Here is a 20,976-nt window from a genome sequence, read left to right on the forward strand (position 1 = left end):
TCAGTCCGGATACCAGCAGGCCACGGCCTGGCGGCCGTCCTCGCCCGCCAGCGGCGGCAGGTCGGTCGAACACCGCGCCTGCGCGCGCGGACAGCGCGGGTGGAAGGCACAGCCGGACGGCGGACTGGCCGGCGACGGCAGATCGCCCGCCAGCTTCTGCGGCTGCCGCGCGCCGTCGATGCGCGGCACCGCCGACAGCAGCGCCTGCGTGTAGGGATGACGCGGCGCGCGCAGCACGCGATCGACCGGACCACTCTCGACTATCCGGCCCAGATACATCACCGCCACGTCGTGCGCCAGGTGCTCAACCACCGCGATGTTGTGCGTGATGAAGAGGTAGGCCAGCCCCAGTTCGCGCTGCAGCCGGCGGAGCAGATTCAGTATCTGCGCCTGCACCGACACGTCGAGTGCCGACGTCGGTTCGTCGCAGACGATGAGCCGCGGCTGCACCGCGAGCGCGCGCGCGATGGCGATACGCTGGCGCTGGCCGCCGGAAAATTCGTGCGGATAGCGATCGGCCATCTCCGGCCGCAGGCCGACCTGCTCGAGCAGTGCGCGCACCGCCTCGTCACCGCCAGCGCGCTTCAATGCGGACATGCCCTCAGCGATGATTTCGCCGACCCGCATGCGCGGGTTCAGCGAGCCGTACGGGTCCTGGAACACCATCTGCATCTGCGCGCGCAGTTCGCGCAATGCCGCACCTGACGCGGCGCCGACATCCTGAGCGCCCAGTGTCACGCTGCCGGCGGTCGGTTCGATCAGTCGCAGCACGGCCTTGCCGGCGGTGGTCTTACCGCAGCCGGACTCGCCGACCAGCGCCAGCGTGCGGCCGGCGCGGATATCCAGCGACACGCCATCGACCGCCCGCACATGACCCACCGTACGCTGCAGGACGCCGCGGCGGATCGGGAAATGCACCTTCAGCTCGCGCACGCTCAGCAGCGGCTGCGCATCGCCCGACGGTGCAGCTTCAGCGACACCGGCAGACGGGGCGACGTGTTGCGCGTGCCGGCCCGCCTCTTCCGGGTCGTACAGGTGACAGCGCACCTGCTGGCCCTCGCCCGCCGACTGCCAGGCCGGCGCCTCGTCGCGGCAGCGCGCCCAGGCCTGCGGACAGCGCTCGGCAAAGCGACAGCCACGGAAATCGGTGGTCAGCGGCGGCACCGAGCCGCGGATGGTGGCCAACTCCCCGCGCTGCGCGGTGTCGGGCAAGGCGGCGAACAGCAGCTGCGAATACGGGTGCGCCGGCTGCGCGAAGAAGGCCGCGCGCGGCGCGCGTTCGATCAGCTGGCCGGCATACATGACACCTACCTGCTGCGCCATGCGCGCGACCACGCCAAGGTCGTGCGTGATCAGCAGCAGCGCCATCCCCTGTTCGCGCTGCAGCTTCGCCAGAAGGTCGAGCACCTGCGCCTGTATCGTCACGTCGAGCGCGGTGGTCGGCTCGTCGGCGATCAGCAGCTTCGGCTCGCCGGCCAGCGCCATCGCGATCATGACGCGCTGCTTCATGCCGCCGGAAAACTGGAAGGGATATTCGTCGAGCCGTCGCGCCGCGTCCGGAATACCGACCGCAGCCAGCAGCTCGAGTGCCCGCGCGCGCGCTGCCGCGCCGCGCAGGCCGCGGTGCAGCGCCAGTACCTCGCCGATCTGCTGCATCACGGTGAGCACCGGATTCAGGCTGGTGCCCGGCTCCTGGAAGATCATCGCCATGTCGCGGCCGCGCGCCTCGCGCATGTTGGCCTCGGTCAGCACGGTCAGTTCGCGGCCGGACAGGCGCACGCTGCCGCCGGCGATGTAGCCCACGTCGGGCAGCAGGCGCATCAGCGCATTCGCCGTCATCGACTTGCCGCAGCCGGACTCACCCAGCAGCGCCATCGTTTCGCCGGCGCGCACGTCGAAGTCGAGCGCGTTGACGGCGCGCGCGATGCCGGCCGGCGTATCCAGTTCAGCGGTCAGGCCGCGCACTTCGAGCAGGGGCACGTTCATACGGCAGCCCTCCGCAGCGTGCGGCGCGCCCGCCACTGGAAGCGCGGATCGAAGGCGTCGCGCACCGCGTCGGCGAACAGGTTGGCGGCGAGCACCAGTGCCAGCATCAGCACGAAGGCGGCGGCCAGCGACCACCACACGACCGGCTCGCGCGACAGCTCCAGCCGCGCGGCGTTGATCATCGTGCCGAAGCTGTTCATCGAGCTGTTGACGCCGATGCCGATGTAGGACAGCACGGCCTCCGACAGCACCAGGCCGGAGAAATCCATCACCAGCGCGATCAGCACGATGTGCATCAGATTGGGCAGCACGTGGCGCGCCATGATGCGCGCGTCGCTGACACCGAAGGCACGCGCCGCCTGCACGTAATCGAGCTCGCGCAGCTTCAGCGTCTCGGCGCGCAGCAGCCGGCACAGGCCGGTCCAGGAGGTCAGACCGAGGATGAAGCACAGCGCCAGCAGCCGCGCATCGGCACGTTCGGCGGCCGTCTCGAACCACTCCGGATGGGTGTCGATGATCACCTGCATCATCAGCACCATGGCGGCGATCAGAAGCACGCCCGGGATGGAGTTCAGCACCGTGTAGAGGTACTGGATCGCGTCGTCCCACCAGCCGCCGCGGAAGCCGGCGATCAGGCCGAGCGCGATCGCCAGCGGCAGCGTCACCAGCGTGGTCAGCGTGCCGATCAGCAGCGCGGTGCGCACCGACTTCAGCGACAAATAGAGCACGTCCTGCCCGACCTTGTCGGTGCCGAACACGTGGTAGCCGTCGGCCCAGGCGGCGATGACGCCGCCAAGCACACAGAGCACGGCGGCGGTGACGAAGACGGCGCGCCAGGCGATCGGCCGCTCGGCCGATCGCCTTGGTCGCCACACCGCGCGACAGGTGTCGGCGTAACTGCGCCGCTGCGCGAGCGCGAGCAGGCCGACGACGACGCCGGTAAAGGCCGCCCACAGCAGCGCCCCCTTGAGCGCGCCCGAAAGCGCGCGGCTGCGCAGATCGGCGTCGTGCTGCGACAGCTCGTCCAGGTGCGCGCCGCCGAACACCAGTCGCGGATAATCGCGCGTCTGCACGCCGTCGCGCTCCATCGTCTCCTTGGCGAAGCCGTGCGTGGCCAGCGGCGCCGAATAGGTCTTTTCCTTGTTCAGCCTGAGGTCGGCGAACAGTGCATCGAGGGCCGACAGCACCTCCGGTGCGTACTGGATTTCGCTGCTGCCCTCCTTCGCCGGCAGGCGCGGCTGGTAGTGCAGCGAATCGAGCAGGCCGACCGCGACGAATACCGCCAGCACGGTGACCGACGCCATCGCGGCCGACGACTCGCCGACCCGGCGCCAGGCACGGCGCAGGTAGTCCTGACTGCGGCAGTAGAGGGCAAGCACCACGGCACCGGCGACCAGCGACCAGAGCAGGAGGTCGGACCATAGCAACACGGGTTTGAAGATCATGCGCCCTCCAACGACAGCCGCGCCATCGCGCCGCCCGCAGGGCCGCCCCAAGGGGTGTAGCGGGGGTTTCGGCGAGCACTGCTCGCCGCCCGCGCAACCGGTCGGCTGTGCAAAGCCGACCGCGGCCAAGCGCAGCCCCCTGGGGGGGGTGAGGCCGGGAACTCGCGGCGCATTGCGCCGTGCCGGCCGAACGGACCGGCTGTCTGAAGCCGGTCCTCTTGAGCGAACGAAGTGAGCGTGGGGGCCGTCATTTGAGCCTCACGCGCGGATCGACCAGCGTGTACGAAATGTCGGTCAGCAGCAGGCCGACGATGTAGAGCACCGAGCCGATGAACACCATCGAGCGCACGACCGCGAAGTCCTGGGAATTGATCGCGTCTATCGTGTAGCTGCCCAGCCCCGGGATGCCGAAGAAGCTCTCCAGCAGCAGCGAGCCCATGAACAGCAGCGGGATCACGACGACCACACCGGTCAGGATGGGGATCATCGCGTTCTTCAGCACGTGGCGGAACAGCACACGCAGTTCCGACAGCCCCTTGGCGCGGGCGGTGCGGACGTAGTCCTTGTTGATCTCTTCGAGAAAGAGCGTGCGGTACCAGCGCGCCGACGAACCGATGCCGCCGACCACGCTGATCAGCACCGGCAGTATCAGGAACCTGCCGGCGTCCAGCCCCGGCGCGTAGCCGGAAATCGGCACCAGGTTCCATACCTTGCTGACCAGGTACTGGCCGCCGATGATGTAGAACAGGCCGGAAATCGACATCGCCGCGACGCACAGCACGACGCCGCCGACGTCGAGCGCGGTGTTGCGGAAGAACACCAGCAGCAGCGCGAAGCTCACCGTGACGAACAGGCCGAGCAGGAAGGTCGGTATCGCGATGGCCAGACTGGGCCCCATGCGGTTGCCGATCTCCAGCGCGATGTCGCGGCCGTCGTCGGCGCGGCCGAAGTCGAACACGAACATGCGCATCGATTTGTCGAACAGTATCGTGTCGGTCGCCTTCGCCAGTCCTGCCGCATCGGCGTTCCACACCAGCGGCCGGTCGTAGCCGCGCTCGGCCTTCCACTTCTCGATCGCCTCCGGCGTCACCCGCTTGGCGCCGAGCTGCATGCGCGCCATGTCGTCCGGCGAATTGACGACGAAGAACAGCACGAAGGTGATCAGGTTCACGCCGATCAGTATCGGGATGGCATAGAGCAGGCGGCGGATGATGTAGGCGATCATGCGCCGCTCCCCACCGCGCGCGCCTGCTCCGAGCGCTTCCAGTGGCGCCAGGCCGGCCACACCAGCGCGAGCAGCAGCGCGGCGAAAGCGAACAGCGGCCAGCGCACCGGACGGTTCCATTCGGCGCGCTTCGCCTCGCGCAGTGCCGGATCGATGCGGGTGTACTTCATCGTGTTGTTGGCCACGGTCGATGGTTTGCGGTTGAACACCCAGCTGTGTTCGAGGCCGTAGCTCTTCGGGTGGTAGCCCCACACCCAGGGCGCGTCGTGGCGCAGCACTTCGAGCATGCGATCGAGGATGGCCTGGCGCTCGGGGCCGTTGTCCATCGCCTTCATCCGCTCGAACAGGCGGTCGAATTCGGCGCTCTCGTAATTGGCCGCGTTCTCGCCCTGCACCTTCACCTTCGATTGCGGGCCGTAGAGCAGGAAGAGGAAGTTCTCCGGGTCGGGGTAGTCGGCGTTCCAGCCCCAGAAGAAGAGCTGGGCCGCGCCCTTGCGTATCTTGTCCTGGAAGCGGTTGTAGTCGGTGCTGCGCACCACCAGCTGCACGCCCAACTTGTCGAACTGCTTGGTGAGCCAGTCGATGCGCGCCTTGCTGCCGAGGCCGGTGCCGGTGGTGTCGAGGTTGATCACCAGCGGCTCGCCGGTCTTCGCATCGCGCCCGCCCGGCCAGCCCGCTTCGGCTAGCAGGGTCTTCGCCGCCTCGATCGGCTTGCGCCGCGGCTCGCCGTCCACCCAGTCGTACATGAAGGCGTTCATGCCTTCGCGGCCGTCGCGGTAGCCGAAGATGCCGGGCGGCAGCGGCGACTGCGACGGCAGGCCGCGGCCGTTCTGGAAGATGGAAATGAACTCCTCCTGGTCGAGCGCGATGCCGATGGCCTGACGCAGCTTGCGTCCGCGCTCGCCCATGCCGCCGACCACCGGGTCCAGCATGTTGAAGCCCATGTACATGGTCGAGGTTGACACCGAGGTCTGCAGCCGGATGCCCTGCGCCTTCATGTCGTCGCTCAGGTTCACCTCGCCGGTCTGGCCGAACTGCACCGCCTGGTCGAAGGAGTCGGAACTGATGCCGGAGGCGTCGTAATAGCCCTGCAGGAACTTGTTCCAGTACGGGATCTGTTCCTTCTCGCGGGTGAACACGACCTGATCGACCAGCGGCAGGCGCTTGCCGCAGTCGGCGAGCAGGCCGGCCTCGCGATCGCCCACCTCGCCTTCACAGGGATAGGTTTCTTCGCGGAAATTCGGGTTGCGCGTCAGCACCATGCGCGCGTTCGGATCGTTCTGGCTCAGCATGTAAGGACCGGTGCCGATCGGATACCAGTCCAGCGTCAGGTTGCGCTCGGCCATCCCCGGCTGCGCATGGAAGCGGTCGGCTTCCCACGGCACCGGCGCGAAGAAGGGCATGGCCAGCCAGTATAGGAATTGCGGGTACTTGCCCTTGAGCCGAATGCGGTAGGTGTGACGGTCGACCAGCTCGACGCCGGCCAGGTCGTACTTGCGCAGGTCCAGCCACTGGCCGGACGGCAAGGTCTTCGCCGCCGCCTTCAGCGTGTCGCCATATTCCTTCAGGCCGACGATGTAGTCGCTCATCAGCCCGAACACCGGCGAATGCAGCCCCGGGTGCGCCAGACGCTTGATCTGATAGATGTAGTCAGCGGCTTCCAGCTCGCGCGTGCCGGTCCGCTCGAAGTCGTACAGTGTGCGCCGCTCTCCGGGACCGCCTTCGTGATAGAGGTAGTGGCCAGCGTCGTCGCGCGCCAGCGCCGGGTGGGGCTGGTAGCGGATGCCCGGCTTGATGCGGATCTCATACACCGACTCGGCGATATCGGCGGCCGGTGCATCGGCCGGCAGTTCGTGGCCCGATGCGTCGTAGAAGCGCGGCACCGGCATCGCCTCAGCGGTCGCGGTGACCAGTTCGAACGGGCGCTTCAGGTAGTGGTACTGCAGCGGCGCTTCGTAGATCTGCGCCGTGAAGGTGATTTCGTTCTCGCTGTACGACTGCACCGGATCGAGATGCTTCGGCCGGTCGGTGAAGGCGGTGTAGAGAATGTTCTGCCCGCTCTCGGCCGCCGGGTAGGGGTCGTTCCACACCTCGCCGCAGGCGGCCAGCAGCAGCGTCAACGACAAGGCCAGCAGGCGGCGCAGGGAGCGGATCGACGGGCGCGGTCGGGTCATGGGCGCGATTGTAGGCGGCGGCGTTCGCTCTGTGAGCGGACCGGCGGAAAAAGGTTTCGCACGAACCCGCGGCCGCGATACGGGTCTAGGGTCTGTTGCCATTGAATCGCGGGCCGCGCTCGATTCGATGGCAACAGACCCTATAGTCCATCCTGTACAGAAACACGCATCCACCCTCCCGATATGGCAATGGCCGACTGGCGACGTCCCCTGCTGCTGTTGAGTACCGTGCTGCTGGCCGCCTGCAGCATGGTGCAGGTCGGCTACAACCAGCTCGACCGGCTGATCGCCTGGCGTCTGGACGATTACCTGCCGCTGGACAGCACGCAGCGCGCCGCCGTGCAGCCGGCGCTGACGCGCTGGGTAGATTGGCACTGCAGCAGCCAGCTGCCGGGCTACGCCGGATGGCTGAGGCAGGTCAACGCAGATCTGCGCGCCGGTGCGAGCGTTGCGCGCATCGACGCCCACATCGACACCGTGCTCGGCTTCGCCCGCACCGCCGCCAGCGAAGCGGCGCGCGAAATCGGGCCGCTGGTCGCCGGCGCGAAGCCGGAGCAGATCGCCGCACTGAAGCGCCGCTTCGAGCGCAATACCCGCGAATACGTAAAGGAGTGGGTCGAGCCGCCTGCGGAGGACATCGTGCGCGAGCGCAGCACCCGGCTGCGCGAACGGATCGAGAACTGGATCGGCCGGCTCACGCCGGCACAGCGCGACATCGTCAACCGCTGGGCGCGCGAGGTGCGCAGCCGCAGCGACGACAGTCTTGAAAGCCGCCGCCGCTGGCAGGCTGCGATGGCCGATCTGCTGGCGCGTACCGATCTGGCGCCCGAAGCGTTCAGACGCGAACTCGAAGCGATGTTCGTCGCACCCGAGCAGCACTGGACGCCGGGCTACGCCCAGGCCTTCCGCGATAACCGGGCGCGCGCAGCGCAGGCACTGAGCGAGTTGTCGGCGTCACTGTCCGACGGGCAGCGCCGGCACCTGCAGCGCGAAGTTTCCAGCTTCGCCACCGAACTTGACGGCATCACCTGCCGCGCACCGACCACCCAGCAGGCCCGCTCATGACGACCACGCTGACCGACCACGCCATTCCGCTGTTCCCGCTGGGCACCGTGCTATTCCCGGACGGCCTGCTGCCGCTGCGCATCTTCGAGGTGCGCTACCTCGACATGATCAAGAAGTGCCACCGCGCCGGTACGCCTTTCGGCGTCGTGTCGCTGATCCAGGGCACTGAAGTGATGCGTGCGGGCATGCCCGCACCCGAGCGCTTCCACGCCATCGGCACGCGCGCGGTGATCACCCACTTCGCACAGCCGCAGCCCGGGCTGTACGAGATTTTCACCCGCGGCAGCACGCGCTTTCGCGTCACCGCCAGTTCGCAGACACCGCACGGCCTGTGGATGGCCGACGTCGAGGACATTCCGGCCGACCCGCCTTGCGCGGTACCGCCCGACCTCACCTACGTCGCGGCCGCTCTGGTGCGCGTGCTCGACGCGCTGACCGCCTCCGAATTCACGCCGTCGGATACGCCGAAGCACTTCGACGACGCCGGCTGGGTCGCCAACCGCTGGTGCGAACTGCTGCCGCTGCAGCCGGACGACAAGCAGCGGTTGATGGAAATGCGCGACCCGCTGCTGCGGCTCGAACTGGTCGGCGACGTGCTCGACCGCAGCAGTTTCGAGGGCTGAGCTGGCGCCCCCTCACTGGATGGCCATGGCAAGAGCCGTCGCCATCAGCAGCAGCGCGAACAGCTTCTGCATCTGCCGCTCCGGCAGCCGGTGCGCCAACGCAACACCCGCCGCCACCGTGAACAGTCCGCCCGCCGCCAGCGGCAGCCCCATGCTCCAATCGACCTTGTGCGCCTGTGCGTAGCTCGCGAGCGCCACGACGGCACTGGGCGTGACCAGCGCCAGCGCGAGGCTCTGCGCCACCGTCTGCCGCTGGCCGAACAGCCGCACGAACAGCGGTGTCGCGACCAGCCCGCCGCCGACGCCGAGCAGGCCCATGCTGCTGCCGCCGACCACGCCGACCAGCGGAATCAACGTGTCGCGCGGCCGCGGTACAGCGCTCTCTGCCGACGGCGCCGAGCGCCACAGCAGCGATACCGACAGCGCCGCCATGAAGCCGCCGAACAGCACGCGCAACAGGGTCGGGTCCAGCCGCGCCGCGAAATGTGCAGTGACGGCGGTGGTGGCGGTGGCGACCGCGGCAATCGCCAGCACGCGCGGGATCGGCACCGGGTGCCGGCGCTGGTAGCGCCACCAGCCGACGAGCAGATTGGGCACCATCATCACCAGCGCCGTGCCCTGGGCCAGCGCCTGGTCCATGCCGAAGGCGAGCGCCAGCAGCGGAATGGCGATGACGCCGCCGCCGATGCCAAACAGACCGCCGAAGAAGCCCAGCGCCGCGCCGAGCGGCAGCGTGATCAGAAGGTCGTGGAAAGCCATCGCGAAGCAGGAAGACATCGATGGCAAGCATGCTATTCAATCCACCGATAACTACAATGATCAGAAATTCAAACGATCATTGCCTTTCAAGTCATCAATGAAAGACGCTGCCGACCTGCTCTTTTTCAGCACGCTGGCCCGCCAGCCCAGCCTCGCCGCAGCCGCCCAGCAGCTGGGCGTGACGCCGCCCGCGGTGAGCCGGCGGCTGGCCGCGCTGGAAGCGAGGCTGGGTGTGCGCCTGCTCAACCGCACGACGCGCCGGGTCAGCCTGACCGCCGAGGGCGAGCGCTATCTCGAAGAGGGCGAACGCATCCTGCGCGACATCGACGCGCTCGAACGCTCGCTCGCCGCCAGCCGGGCGGTGCCGAGCGGCCTGCTGCGCATCAACGCCACCTTCGGTTTCGGTCGCCGCCACCTGGCGCCGGCAGTGTCTGAGTTCGCCCGGCGCTGGCCCGAAGTCGAGGTCGTGCTGCACCTGACCGACCGCCCGCTCGACCTCGAAAGTCATGGCATGGATCTGGCGATCCGCTTCGGTCCGCCGCCCGACACCCACGTGCATGCACGACGCATCGCCCGCAACCGCCGGCTGCTGTGCGCGGCGCCGTCCTATGTCGCCGCCTTCGGCGCGCCGGATACGCCACAGGCGCTGCGCGCGCATCGCTGCATCGTCATCCGCGAGAACGACGACGCCTTCAATACCTGGGTGCTGTCCGACGGCACGCGCGAGGTAAAGGTGAAGGTGGCCGGGCCGCTCGGGACCAACCATGGCGAAATCGCGGTCAACTGGGCGCTGGACGGCCACGGCATCCTGCTGCGCTCGGAGTGGGACATCGCGCCGCACCTGCGCGACGGCCAGCTGCTGCGCCTGCTCGAACCCTGGGCCGGCACCGCCGCAGACATCCACGCCATCTGGCCGCCGCACCACCAGCTGTCGGCGCGGGTACGCGCCTTCGTCAACTTCCTGGCAGATCGCTTCGCCGACTTCCGGCCCGGCGCAGATGAGACCGTTACCGGCCGGTAACGGTCGCCGTCGGCTGCCGGTGCTAACCTCGCATCCGTTGCACATCGAACACCACCACGCCCGCCCTTCGTGACTGTCGCACCGCTCCCCCTGATCGACCAGCTGATCGCTCGCCGTCGCCGCATTCCGGTGACGACGGCGCTCATCGTCGCCAACCTGGCGGTGTTTGCCGCCATGCTGCTGTCCGGCGCCGGGCTGTGGCACTCGGCCAACGGCATCCAGCTCGCCTGGGGCGCCAACTTCGGGCCGGCGACCAAGGACGGCGAATGGTGGCGGCTGGGCAGTGCGCTGTTCCTGCACTTCGGCCTGCTGCACCTGGGCATGAACATGCTGTCGCTGCTCGACGGCGGTCGCCTGGTCGAGCGCATGTTCGGCCCGCTCCGTTTCGTCGCGATCTATTTCGTCAGCGGCCTCACCGGTAACCTGCTGTCGCTGATCGTGCAGGGCGACCGCGCCGTATCGGGCGGCGCCTCCGGCGCCATCTTCGGCGTCTATGGCGCACTGCTCGCCTTCCTGTGGCAGCAGCGCGCCACGCTGGACCGGCGGGAATTCGTGCGTCTGTTCTGGGGCGCCTGCCTGTTCGCCGCCGTCACCATCGTGCTCGGCCTGAACATCGCCGGCATCGACAATGGCGCGCACATCGGCGGCTTCGTCGCCGGCCTTCTTGCGGGAGCGGCCCTGGTGCGCCCGCTGGATGACAGCGCCGTGCTCGGCCGCTACCGCCAGCCGGTGGCCTCGGCCGGTCAATGGCTGGCCGGTATCGGGCTGGCGCTGATGGTGGTCGTGCTGGTGATCGCAATACCGGCGCCGCGTTATCGCTGGAGCGAAGAGGTGATGGCGCGCGACGAAATCCGTGACTTCATCGGCGCCGACCGCCGCATCGCCCACCGCTGGAACACGCTGATCGGCGACGCCCAGCGCAATGGCGCCAGCTTCGACGACCTTGCCGGGCAGATCGAAAGCGAGGTTGCTCAACCCTACCAGCAGAGCTTCGAGGACCTGAGCGAACTGCACCTGAGCCCCGCCGCGCCGTCGGCGGCCACCTTGCGCGAATTGCGCCAGTACGCGGAAGCGCGCCGCGATGCTTCACGCGCGTTGGTCGAAGGCCTGCGTGCGCACGACATGGACGCCGTGCGCGACGCGCTCGAGGCGGCCAGCCGTGCCGGCGAGCGACCGCCCGCCGCAAGTCGCCCCGCCCCGGCTCGCTGATCGCCCGGAACCCGCCGTGCCGCGCCGCTGGATCGCCCACCTCGACATGGACGCCTTCTTCGCGTCAGTCGAACTGCTGCGCTACCCCGAACTGCGCGGCCAGCCGATGGTGGTCGGCGGCGGTGCCCGTCATCAGCCGGAACGGAAGGCCGACGGCACGCACCGCTTCGCCCGGCTGCGCGACTACGTCGGCCGCGGCGTGGCCACGACGGCCACCTACGAGGCGCGCGCCTTCGGTGTGCATTCGGGCATCGGTCTGATGAAGGCCGCTGCGCTGGCCCCGGACGCCGTGCTGCTGCCAACCGATTTCGACGAATACAAGCGCATGTCGCGGCTGTTCAAGCAGACGGTGCTGGCGCAGGTGCCGGTGATCGAGGACCGCGGCATCGACGAAATCTACTTCGAACTGACCGAGCAGCCGGGCGCGCAGGACGCCGTCGGCGACGACCCGCACGGCGGCGTGCGCGCGATCGCGAGCCGCATCCAGCAGGCGGTAAACGCAGCGACCGGGCTCAGCTGTTCGATCGGTCTGTCGCCGAACAAGCTGCTGTCCAAGATCTGTTCCGACCTCGAAAAGCCGCGCGGCCTGACGGTGATCACCGAAACCGACATCGCCACCCGCATCTGGCCGCTGCCGGCCAAGCGCATCAACGGCATCGGCCCGAAAGCGAGCGCCAGGCTCGAATCGCTCGGCATACGGACCATCGGAGAGCTGGCCGCTGCCGAGCCGCACTGGCTGATCGAACAGTTCGGCCGCAGCTACGGCGCATGGCTCGCCGACGCCGCACGCGGACGCGACGAGCGCCCGCTCAGCTACAGCCGCGACCCGAAATCGATCAGCCGCGAAACCACTTTCGAACGCGACCTGCACGCGAAACACGACCGCGAGGAACTGGGCGGCATCTTCACCTGGCTGTGCGAGCGGCTGGCCGACGACCTCAGGCGCAAAGGCGTCGTCGCGAAATCGGTGGGCGTGAAGTTGCGGCAGGACGACTTTCGCATCGTCACGCGCGAAATCACGATGGATGCCTATACGGCGGACGCAACGGTGATCCGCCGCCACGCCGGTCTGTGCCTGAAACGGATGCCGCTTGAACGTCGGTTCAGACTGCTCGGCGTACGTGCCGGTCATCTGCTGTCGGCGGAGGATGTCGCCGAAATATCCGCCGACCGCGACGAAGGCCAGCTCGCGTTGCCGTTCTGAGCACGCCCGCGCAGCGCGGGCCGGGCGCCAATTCAGTGGGAGCGGCCGTGGCAGTCCGCGGGCTTCGATTCAGGCTGCCGTCGGGGTCAAGACCCCTCCCACGGAACCCCCGCCGCGACTCCAGCCGCGAACCGGGCGCGATCCCTGTGGGAGCGACCTTGGTCGCGACACGTCCTCGGCAGGCCGCTGGACTCGTTACGGGCTGCTGTCGGGGTCAGAAGACCCCTCCCACAGAACCCCGCCCGAGCTCGGGCCTCGAATCGCGCGCGATCCCTGTGGGAGCGGCCTTGGCCGCGACAGGGCCGTCGCGCTCCTCAGGCTTCGATTCAGGCCGCCGTCGGGGTCAAGACCCCTTCCACAGAAGCACCGCCCGGGCTCCGGCTACGAATCCGGCATCCGAGCTGGTGCAGTGGGCGCCACGTCCAGGATGACCGTAGCGCTTCAGGTGCGCAGGAAGCGCGCCTCGAACTCCTCCGCCGGCACCGGCTTGCTGCACAGATAGCCCTGCCAGGCGTCGCATTCGCGGTCTTTCAGGAAGGCGAGCTGCTCTTCGGTTTCGACGCCTTCGGCGACCACCCGCATCTTCAGCGTGTGCGCCATCGCGATGATGGTGGCGGCGATTTCCATGTCGTTGCGGTCCTGCGGGATGTCGCGCACGAAGCTCTGGTCGATCTTCAGCACGTCGATCGGGAAGCGCTTGAGATAGGCCAGAGACGAGTAGCCGGTGCCGAAGTCGTCGATCGACAGCGCAACGCCGAGCGCCTTCAGCGCACGCAGTCGCTCTTCGGTCTGCTGGTGATCTTCGGCCAGCATGGATTCTGTCAGTTCGAGTTCGAGCCGCCCGGCGAGCAGGCCGAATTCGGCCATCAGCGCCGACAGGTACTGCGCCATGTCGGCGTGCTGCAACTGGCGCGCCGACAGGTTGACCGCGATGCCGATCGCATGGCCTGCATCCTGCCAGGCGCGCGCCTGGGCACAGGCGGTGCGCAGCACCCATTCGCCGATCGGCACGATGAGGCCGCTCTCCTCCGCCACCGGAATGAAACGGGCCGGCGACACCATGCCCTCGTCCGGATCGATCCAGCGGATCAGCGCCTCGGCGCCGACGACACTGCCACTCGCCATGTCGATCTGCGGCTGGTAATGCAGACGGAATTCGCCGCGTTCGAGCGCGCGGCGCAGTCGCGTGTCCAGATGCAGCCTGTCCTGCGCGGCCCGGCTCATCGCCTCGGTGTAGAAGCGGAAGGCGCCGCGGCCGGCTTCCTTGGCCTGATACATCGCGACGTCGGAATGCTGGATCAGTTCGGTCACCGTGGTGCCGTCTTCCGGATAGACGGCAATGCCGATGCTGGCGCCGATATAGATGTCGCGCCCTTGGGCGAGGCGGAACGGCGCCTGCATCAGTTCGAGCAGCGAATGGGCGACGTGCGCGGCATCCTCGGGCGCGTTCATGCTCTCGATCAGCAGCACGAACTCGTCGCCGCCCAGACGCGCCAGCGTATCGGCCTCGCGCAGGCGCGCACGCAGCCGCTGCGCGATGGCGCCCAGCAGTTCGTCACCGACCGGGTGGCCCAGGCTATCGTTCACGTTCTTGAAGCGGTCGAGATCGATGAACAGCAGTGCGACGTGCTCGTGCTGCCGTTCGGCACGCTCGATCGCATGCTGCACGCGCGACTGCAGCAGCAGGCGGTTCGGCAGGTCGGTCAGCGGATCGTGATGCGCCAGGTGATCGAGCTTGGCTTCGGAACGCTTGAGCTGGCTGATGTCGGTCATCACCGCGACGTAGTGACTGGCCTGCCCGGCTTCGTCGCGCACCGTGCTGATGTTCAGCAACTGCTGGTACAGCTCGCCGCTCTTGCGCCGGTTCCACACCTCGCCCTGCCAGAAGCCGCTCTCCAGAACGGCATCCCACATCGCCTTGTAGAAGGGCATGTCGTGACGACCCGACTGCAGGATGCGCGGATTGTTACCCAGCGCCTCGAATTCGCTGTAGCCGGTGATGTCGGTGAAGGCACGATTGACGGCGACGATACTGGCGTCCAGATCGGTGATGAAAACACCGTCGCGCGTGCTTTCGAACACAGCCGCCGCCTGTCGCAGCGCGCGGCCGGCGCGCACCTTCTGCACGGCCAGTGCGGTGATGCGGCTGAATTCGACGATGAGCTTGAACTGTTCGTCATCGGGCAGGCCCGGTGCGTCGTGATAGACGGCGAAGGATCCGAGCACGCGCCCGGCTTCGTCCTTGAACGGCACCGACCAGCAGGAGCGGAACCCGACGCGACGCGCGAGATCGACATAGGGCGTCCAGTACGGGTGGTCCATCACGTCGCCCACCAGCACCGGCTCGCCACTCCAGATCGCCGTGCCGCAGGAGCCGACCCCTTCGTCGGGCCGCAGCGCCTCGAGTGCCTGGTTGTAGTAATCGGGCAGGCTGGGCGCCGCCCCATTGCGCAGATGGCCGCTGGCTTCGTCGAGCAGCACGATGGACACGCGCATGTCGGCCTCGATCGCCTGCATGCGCAACGCAATCGTTTCCAGGATGGATTCCAGCGGCGCCACCTGCACCACGCGGTCGAGCACTTCGGTACGCGCCTCGTTCACCAGCGCAGCGCGCTTGTTCGCCGTGATGTCGGTCCATGCGCCGACGATGTTGACCACCGGTGCGTCGGCCTCGCTGACCCGCCGCAAGTCGTCGCGTACCCAGATTTCGCGGCCGTCGCCGCAGCGGAATCGGTATTCGTGGCTCAGATGACCGTCGCGCATCAGCGTCGCCATGCCTGCCAGGGCGCGGTCGCGATCCTGCGGATGCAGGCGATCGATCCACCAGCCCGGCTGCATCGCCTCGGCAATCGAGTAGCCGAGAATGCGGCTGACGTTCTCGCTCACCCAGGTCGGGTGCGCGGCGCCATCGAGCACGTGCAGGCTATAGACGATGGTCGGGCTCGACGCCAGCAGTTGCGCCATACGCTGGTTGGCGTCGCGCAGGCGCCGCTCCTCGCGCGCCAGTTCGGCACGACGGTGCACCTTCTCCAGCGTGGACGGCAGTTCGAACAGATAGCCTTCGTGCTGCACGAGGTAGTCGTCAACGCCCAGATGCAGTGCGCTGGACGCGAGTTCTTCGCTTTCGCGGCCGGCCATCATGACGACCGGCAACTGCAGCAGACGCTCCAGCCGGATGCGCCGCACCAGTTCGAGCGCGTCTGCCGGATGCGGACCGGCGTCGAGCAGCAGCACGTCGAATTCGGCTTCTTCGCCGGCGGCTGGCAAACGGAGCACGACGTCGTCAACGCGGACGACCGCATCGAGCCGGATGTGCGGTGCATGCTTCAGCAGGTGAATGCGCATGCGCTCCAGTTCGTTTCCGCCGACGGCGGCCGACAGCACGCGTATCGGCCGGTCACGGCGCGCCTTCATCGAACGCTGACGCACCAAGGCCGCTTCCATCACGCGCGGCAGGCGTTCCAGATACTGGTCGCGCTTGATCAGGTAGTCGTCGGCGCCCGCCTTCAGCGCGGCGATCGCCGCATCGCCGTCGCCCGAGCCGGTCAGCACGACGACGGCGAGCGGCCAGCCCTGTTCGCGCACGTGGGCGAGCAGTTCCAGCCCGGTGCCGTCGGGCAGCTTGAGGTCGGTCAGCAGCAGGTCGAACTGCCCGGATTCGAGCAGGCTGCGCGCATGCGCCAGCGTCGTCGCGATCTGCAGCTCGATGTCGCGCCCGCTGCGTGCCAGCGCCCGCTGCGTGAGATCGGCGTCGAACTCCGAATCTTCGGTGTAGAGGACGCGCATCACACCGGGCGCTGGTTGAGTTCGCACCAGTAGCGTTCGATCTGTCCCGCCGCCTCGACGAAACGATCGAAATCCACCGGTTTGACGATGAAGGAATTGACGCCCAGCGCGTAGGCGTCGTGCAGGTCGCGGTCTTCCGATGACGAACTGAGCACGACCACCGGAATGCGCCGGTACTTCGGATGCGCCTTCAGGTGGCGCAGCACCTCGATGCCATTCACGCGCGGCAGGTTGATGTCGAGCAGGATCAGCGACGGCGGCGTTTCGCCCGCCTCCCAGCGGTCGATCAGGCCGATCGCCTCCTCGCCGTCACGGGCGATGCTGATCGGGTTGTGCAGGTGGCTGCGCGCAAAGGCGCGACAGGTGAGGTCGATGTCGACCGGGTTGTCCTCGACCAGCAGTATGGGCAGCGTGAAGGGCTGCTGCTGGTTCACCGCAGTGATCATGCAGGAAACTCCAGATTGAAACAGGCGCCCTCGCCGGGCGCACTTTCCGCCCAAACTCGACCGCCCATGCGCTGCATCGCCTTGCGCACCAGCGCCAGGCCGACGCCGGTACCGGCGAACTCCTCGCTGCGGTGCAGGCGCTGGAATATCTCAAAAATCCGCTCGTGGTATTTCATGTCGAATCCGATGCCATTGTCGCGTATCGACAGCACGATGCGCTCACCTTCGCTTCGCGCACTCAGCGTGATGGTGGGCGGCTTCGCGTCGCGACTGAACTTCAGCGCGTTGTCGATCAGGTTGCGCAATACCAGGTCCAGTCCCTGCCGGTCGGCGCGCACGATGAGCGACGGCACCTCACCGACGATCTGCGCCGACGCCGCCGCGATCTCGTCGGCGCGACGCGTCAGCACGCTGCGCATCAGCTCGCCCAGATCGACGCGGCTCGCCTCCAGCGCGCGCCGTTCCATGCGCGAATAGGCCAGCAAATCCTCGATCAGGGCGTGCATCTGCGACGCGCCATTGCGGATATTGCCGAGAAAGCGCTTCGCCTGCTCGTCGAGCCGGTCACCGTAGTCCTCGATCAGGATGCGGCTGTAGCCGTCGATGCCGCGCAGCGGCGCCTTCAGATCGTGCGACACGGCGTAGGAGAAGGATTCAAGCTCTTTCATCGCCGCGGTAAGCGCCTGCGTGCGCTCGCACACCCGCTGTTCGAGGTCGCGGTTGAGCGCGCGCAGTTCGTCCTGCGCATCGCGCAGTTCGGTAATGTTGCGCGCCATGCCGAGCACGCCGATCAGCGTGCCGTCCTCGCTGCGCATCGGTACCTTGATCGTCTGCACGCGCAGGCACTCGCCGGTCACGTCCGAAGTGACCGTGGATTCATGGATGCTGCGCAGCCCGGTGCGCAAGGTTTCCTCGTCCTGCGCGCGGAAGAGGTCAGCCACCTCGGTCGGGAAGAAGTCGTGGTCGGTCTTGCCGGCCAGGGCAGCCTCTGGCAGGCCGAAGAACTGTTCGACCATGCGGTTGCACGACAGGTAGCGGCCTTCGATGTCCTTCACCCAGACGAAATCGGGCAGCGCCGAGAACAGCGTGCGCAGGTAGGTGCGCTCCTTCTCGACCGCCTTTTCCGCACTGCGCCGCGCCGTCACGTTGACGTCCATGCAGACGAAGATCGGTTCGCCCTGCAGGCCCGGAATGGCAAAGGTGCTGGCCTCGACCTGACGCAGCGCACCGCTGCGGTGACGCACCGTGTATTCGAGCGGCCCGATGCGCACCTTGTCGCGCTCGATGCGCGCAAGCAGTTCGACGAAATCGCGCGCCTCCTCGCTGCCGAACATCAGTTCGTCGATGCCGCGCCCCAGCGCCTCGTCCATGGTCCATCCGTACAGCGTCGCCGAGGCGTGATTCCAGTACAGCACGCGACCGTCGCGGTCGAACCACTGCACCGCCACGTTGGGCGCGTATTCGAGCGTCGCGCGAAGACGTTCCTCCGAGGCGCGCAGCGCCTGCTCGGCCTCGACCGAGGCGCTCACGTCGAGCAGCATGCCTGTGTACTTGATCACCCGACCGGCGGCGTCGGTGACGCATTCGGCCGACGGCTGCAGATGACGGATCGGCCCGCGTTCAGGGGCCGTGCGGTAGATCGTCGGCGTAAGGTGGGGCGCCGCCTCGGCCATCTGTCGCATGGCCAGCGCCACGCTCGGCCGGTCGTCCGGGTGACGCAGGCGAGGTAGTCGTCGATCGGCGGGATGCCGGCCGCCGGATCGAGCCCGAAGAACTCGTACATCTGCTCCGACCACCAGCCGCGCCCGAGCGCCGGATAGAACTCCCAGCTGCCGAGGCGGGCGATGCGCTCGGCCGACTGCAGGCGATTGCGCTCCAGCTTGAGCGCCTGCTCCGCCTCGTGCCGCGACGTGATGTCCTGCACTACCGCGATGTGGTAATCGGGCGCCTCACCCGGCGCCCACAGCGGCGTCACGCTGAAGTTCACCCAGACGATGTGGCCGTCCTTGTGGACCAGGCGCTTGTCCATCGAGAACTCGCGGATATCGCCGCGCTTGAGCGCTTCCATGTGTTGCAGATCGGCCGCCAGATCGTCGCGGTAGGTGATGCGCATGAAGTCGAGCGCCAGCATTTCGTCGCGGCTGTAGCCGACGATGGCGCAGTACTTTGCGTTCACGTTGACGAAGCGTCCGAGCCGGCTGTCGATGCGGGCGACACCGACGCCGGCCTGCTCGAACACGGCGCGCATGCGCGTCTCGCTGTCGCGCAGCGCCGTGTGCTGCGCCTGCAGCTTCAGCGCCATGTCGTTGATCGCACCGCCGATCTGCGCCAGTTCGTCGCGGCCGTCGATGCTGACGCGGGTATCGAGCCGCCCGCGGCCGACCTCGCGCACTGCGTTGACCAGCCTCTGCGTGCGACGGAACCAGATCAGGTGCAGGAACAGCGCCAGCAACAGCGCGGACAGCAGGATGGTCGCCGCATGGCGCCACAGTTCGAGCCGGCTCGCGTGCAGCCGCTGCGCCAGCGGCAGTTCGAGATCGGTACGCACCAGCAGGCGGTGACCGGCCGCCAGCGTCAGCACCGCCAGCAGCGCGCGATCGTCGGCCGAACGCTCGATGCGCAAGGAACGGTCAGGGGACGTATTCAACGCAAGCAGCGGGTTGCCGGCCGGGTCCATCACCTTGTTGACCAGCGGCTGGCCGACGTCGGCGCGCGCCAGCGAACCGACGACGCGCCCGCCGGGCGCGATCAGGTAGGCGTGCGTGAGGTTCGGGCGCAGGCCGAGTTCGGCCACCATGCGGCGCAACTGCGGAAGGTTGTCGTTGGCAATGTGCAGGTCGAGCACCGACTGCTCGACACCCAGGCGTTCGGTCAGCGACTGCGACTGTTCGTACTCCACCAGCTGCCGGTATTCGCGCACCTGCAGAATGTTGTTCAATACGGCCAGCAGCAGCGCGAACACGGTCAGCAGCAACGGCACCAAGGTGCGCGATGGCAGCTTCATTGCGCACTCTTCCCGTCACGGGCCGGTACCAGGCCGGGCACGAACAGGCGCGACCAGTCGGGGTCGGCCATCATGCGGCCGCTGGCCTTGAGGTCGCTCGACAGCCGTGCCAGACCCAGCGCCGGCGAATCGGTCGGTGAGGCGAGCAGTGCCTGGCTCTGCGCGTCGCTGTACATGTTCAGGCGGGACATAGCGAGCGCGTACTCATCTACGGTGAGGTCAGCGCCTGCCGCCAGCGAATTCGCCGCCTCAGCCGGACGCGCCAGCATTTCGCGCCGCCCGGCTTCGAACGCACCCAGCAGCACCTGCACCTGATGCGGTCGAGCCTGCAGCGCATCAGCGCGCACCACCAGTACATCGACGACCTCGCCCGTCATGTTGGCGCTGTCGAGCACGACGACGAAGCCGGCCGACGACAGTCGGGAGATGACCGGTTCGAAGGTGATCACCGCATCGACACGGCCCGCCTTCAGCGCCGATTCGTGCTCGATCACCGGCAGCATGACCAGGCTCACCTCGTCGCGCCTCAAGCCGCCTGCCTCGAGCAGGCGCTGCAGCATGATGGACGCCAGCGCGGTATCTTCGAGGCCGATGCGCCCGCCTCTGAGGCGATCGGCCGAACCGATGCCGGGGCGTGCAAGCACGGCGTCGGCGCCCCTGGACAGGCTGAGCACCGCCACCACCCGCACGTCGATACCCGCTGCCGCCAGTTCGACCGCCTCCGGCAGCGTCAGCCCCGCCGCCTCGATCAGGCCGTTGCGCAACTGGCGCGCGCTTTCGCTGCTCGTCTCGAGTTCGACCACACGCAGATCGGACGGACCGAACAGGCCACGCTCGCGTGCCAGCACCAGCGGATCGTAGCCCACCCACGGATTGAGACCGACGCGCAGCGGCAGCTGCGGCGCGTCGCCACAGCCGGCCAGCAGGGCCAGCACCACGCCGGCGACGAGCGCGCGCAGGGCGGACACGACACGGCCGGGCAAGCGGCCCGCAATCTGTTGTTCTGTCATGCAGCAGGTTCCGGGCGAC

General features: G+C 67.9%; 15 protein-coding genes. 5 read left to right on the top strand and 10 right to left on the bottom strand.

Annotation, left to right across the window (positions count from 1 at the left end; genetic code table 11):
- The 4 genes from ACQ66H_RS14230 to ACQ66H_RS14245 all read right to left on the bottom strand — a co-directional run bounded on the left by ACQ66H_RS14230 (position 1) and on the right by ACQ66H_RS14245 (position 6,830).
- Positions 1-2,022 (bottom strand): dipeptide ABC transporter ATP-binding protein, encoded by a 2,022-nt coding sequence (locus ACQ66H_RS14230; RefSeq protein ID WP_430434559.1) that lies wholly within the window; start codon positions 2,020-2,022, stop codon positions 1-3.
- Entirely contained in the window at positions 1,983-3,431 is a 1,449-nt protein-coding gene (locus ACQ66H_RS14235) for an ABC transporter permease (RefSeq protein ID WP_430434560.1), read from the bottom strand. The genes ACQ66H_RS14230 and ACQ66H_RS14235 overlap by 40 nt, the downstream gene beginning before the upstream one ends.
- Before the next feature lie 247 nt (positions 3,432-3,678).
- Entirely contained in the window at positions 3,679-4,656 is a 978-nt protein-coding gene (locus ACQ66H_RS14240) for an ABC transporter permease (RefSeq protein ID WP_430434561.1), read from the bottom strand.
- Positions 4,653-6,830 carry an ABC transporter substrate-binding protein gene (locus ACQ66H_RS14245; protein WP_430434562.1) on the bottom strand — a complete coding sequence of 726 codons (2,178 nt, stop codon included), beginning with the start codon at positions 6,828-6,830 and terminating at the stop codon, positions 4,653-4,655. The genes ACQ66H_RS14240 and ACQ66H_RS14245 overlap by 4 nt, the downstream gene beginning before the upstream one ends.
- Before the next feature lie 189 nt (positions 6,831-7,019).
- Between ACQ66H_RS14245 and ACQ66H_RS14250 the strand changes: the two genes are divergently transcribed.
- Together ACQ66H_RS14250 and ACQ66H_RS14255 are read left to right on the top strand one after the other, a co-directional pair.
- Positions 7,020-7,895, top strand: coding sequence for a DUF6279 family lipoprotein (locus tag ACQ66H_RS14250; protein WP_430434563.1), 876 nt, complete (start codon positions 7,020-7,022; stop codon positions 7,893-7,895).
- Positions 7,892-8,518, top strand: a complete 627-nt coding sequence (locus ACQ66H_RS14255) for an LON peptidase substrate-binding domain-containing protein (protein WP_430434564.1) — start codon at positions 7,892-7,894, stop codon at positions 8,516-8,518. Before ACQ66H_RS14250 ends, ACQ66H_RS14255 begins: the two co-directional genes overlap by 4 nt.
- Positions 8,519-8,530: 12 nt before the next feature.
- Here ACQ66H_RS14255 and ACQ66H_RS14260 read toward each other — a convergent pair whose 3' ends face one another.
- A complete protein-coding gene (locus tag ACQ66H_RS14260) occupies positions 8,531-9,295 on the bottom strand; it encodes a sulfite exporter TauE/SafE family protein (RefSeq protein ID WP_430434565.1) in 765 nt (254 codons plus the stop codon).
- Between the two features lie 79 nt (positions 9,296-9,374).
- Between ACQ66H_RS14260 and ACQ66H_RS14265 the strand changes: the two genes are divergently transcribed.
- The 3 genes from ACQ66H_RS14265 to ACQ66H_RS14275 all read left to right on the top strand — a co-directional run bounded on the left by ACQ66H_RS14265 (position 9,375) and on the right by ACQ66H_RS14275 (position 12,711).
- Positions 9,375-10,298: a LysR substrate-binding domain-containing protein gene (locus ACQ66H_RS14265; protein WP_430434566.1), complete on the top strand. Its 924-nt coding sequence runs from the start codon at positions 9,375-9,377 to the stop codon at positions 10,296-10,298.
- A gap of 69 nt (positions 10,299-10,367) precedes the next feature.
- Positions 10,368-11,507, top strand: a complete 1,140-nt coding sequence (locus ACQ66H_RS14270) for a rhomboid family intramembrane serine protease (RefSeq protein ID WP_430434567.1) — start codon at positions 10,368-10,370, stop codon at positions 11,505-11,507.
- A 46-nt stretch (positions 11,508-11,553) separates the two neighbouring features.
- Positions 11,554-12,711, top strand: coding sequence for a Y-family DNA polymerase (locus ACQ66H_RS14275; RefSeq protein ID WP_430435644.1), 1,158 nt, complete (start codon positions 11,554-11,556; stop codon positions 12,709-12,711).
- A 441-nt stretch (positions 12,712-13,152) separates the two neighbouring features.
- Here ACQ66H_RS14275 and ACQ66H_RS14280 read toward each other — a convergent pair whose 3' ends face one another.
- Genes ACQ66H_RS14280 through ACQ66H_RS14300 form a run of 5 tightly spaced genes read right to left on the bottom strand, consistent with a single transcriptional unit; the run spans position 13,153 to position 20,957 of the window.
- Positions 13,153-16,497, bottom strand: coding sequence for an EAL domain-containing protein (locus ACQ66H_RS14280; RefSeq protein ID WP_430434568.1), 3,345 nt, complete (start codon positions 16,495-16,497; stop codon positions 13,153-13,155).
- On the bottom strand, positions 16,497-16,943 hold the full coding sequence (locus ACQ66H_RS14285) for a response regulator (RefSeq protein ID WP_020165252.1): 447 nt from the start codon (positions 16,941-16,943) through the stop codon (positions 16,497-16,499). The genes ACQ66H_RS14280 and ACQ66H_RS14285 overlap by 1 nt, the downstream gene beginning before the upstream one ends.
- On the bottom strand, positions 16,940-18,616 hold the full coding sequence (locus tag ACQ66H_RS14290) for a sensor histidine kinase (RefSeq protein WP_430435645.1): 1,677 nt from the start codon (positions 18,614-18,616) through the stop codon (positions 16,940-16,942). Before ACQ66H_RS14290 ends, ACQ66H_RS14285 begins: the two co-directional genes overlap by 4 nt.
- On the bottom strand, positions 18,499-19,947 hold the full coding sequence (locus tag ACQ66H_RS14295; protein ID WP_430434569.1) for a PAS domain S-box protein: 1,449 nt from the start codon (positions 19,945-19,947) through the stop codon (positions 18,499-18,501). The genes ACQ66H_RS14290 and ACQ66H_RS14295 overlap by 118 nt, the downstream gene beginning before the upstream one ends.
- Entirely contained in the window at positions 19,944-20,957 is a 1,014-nt protein-coding gene (locus ACQ66H_RS14300; protein WP_430434570.1) for an ABC transporter substrate-binding protein, read from the bottom strand. Before ACQ66H_RS14300 ends, ACQ66H_RS14295 begins: the two co-directional genes overlap by 4 nt.
- Between the last annotated feature and the right edge of the window lie 19 nt (positions 20,958-20,976).

The organism is Methyloversatilis sp. (assembly GCF_965284615.1).
Classification (GTDB): domain Bacteria; phylum Pseudomonadota; class Gammaproteobacteria; order Burkholderiales; family Rhodocyclaceae; genus Methyloversatilis.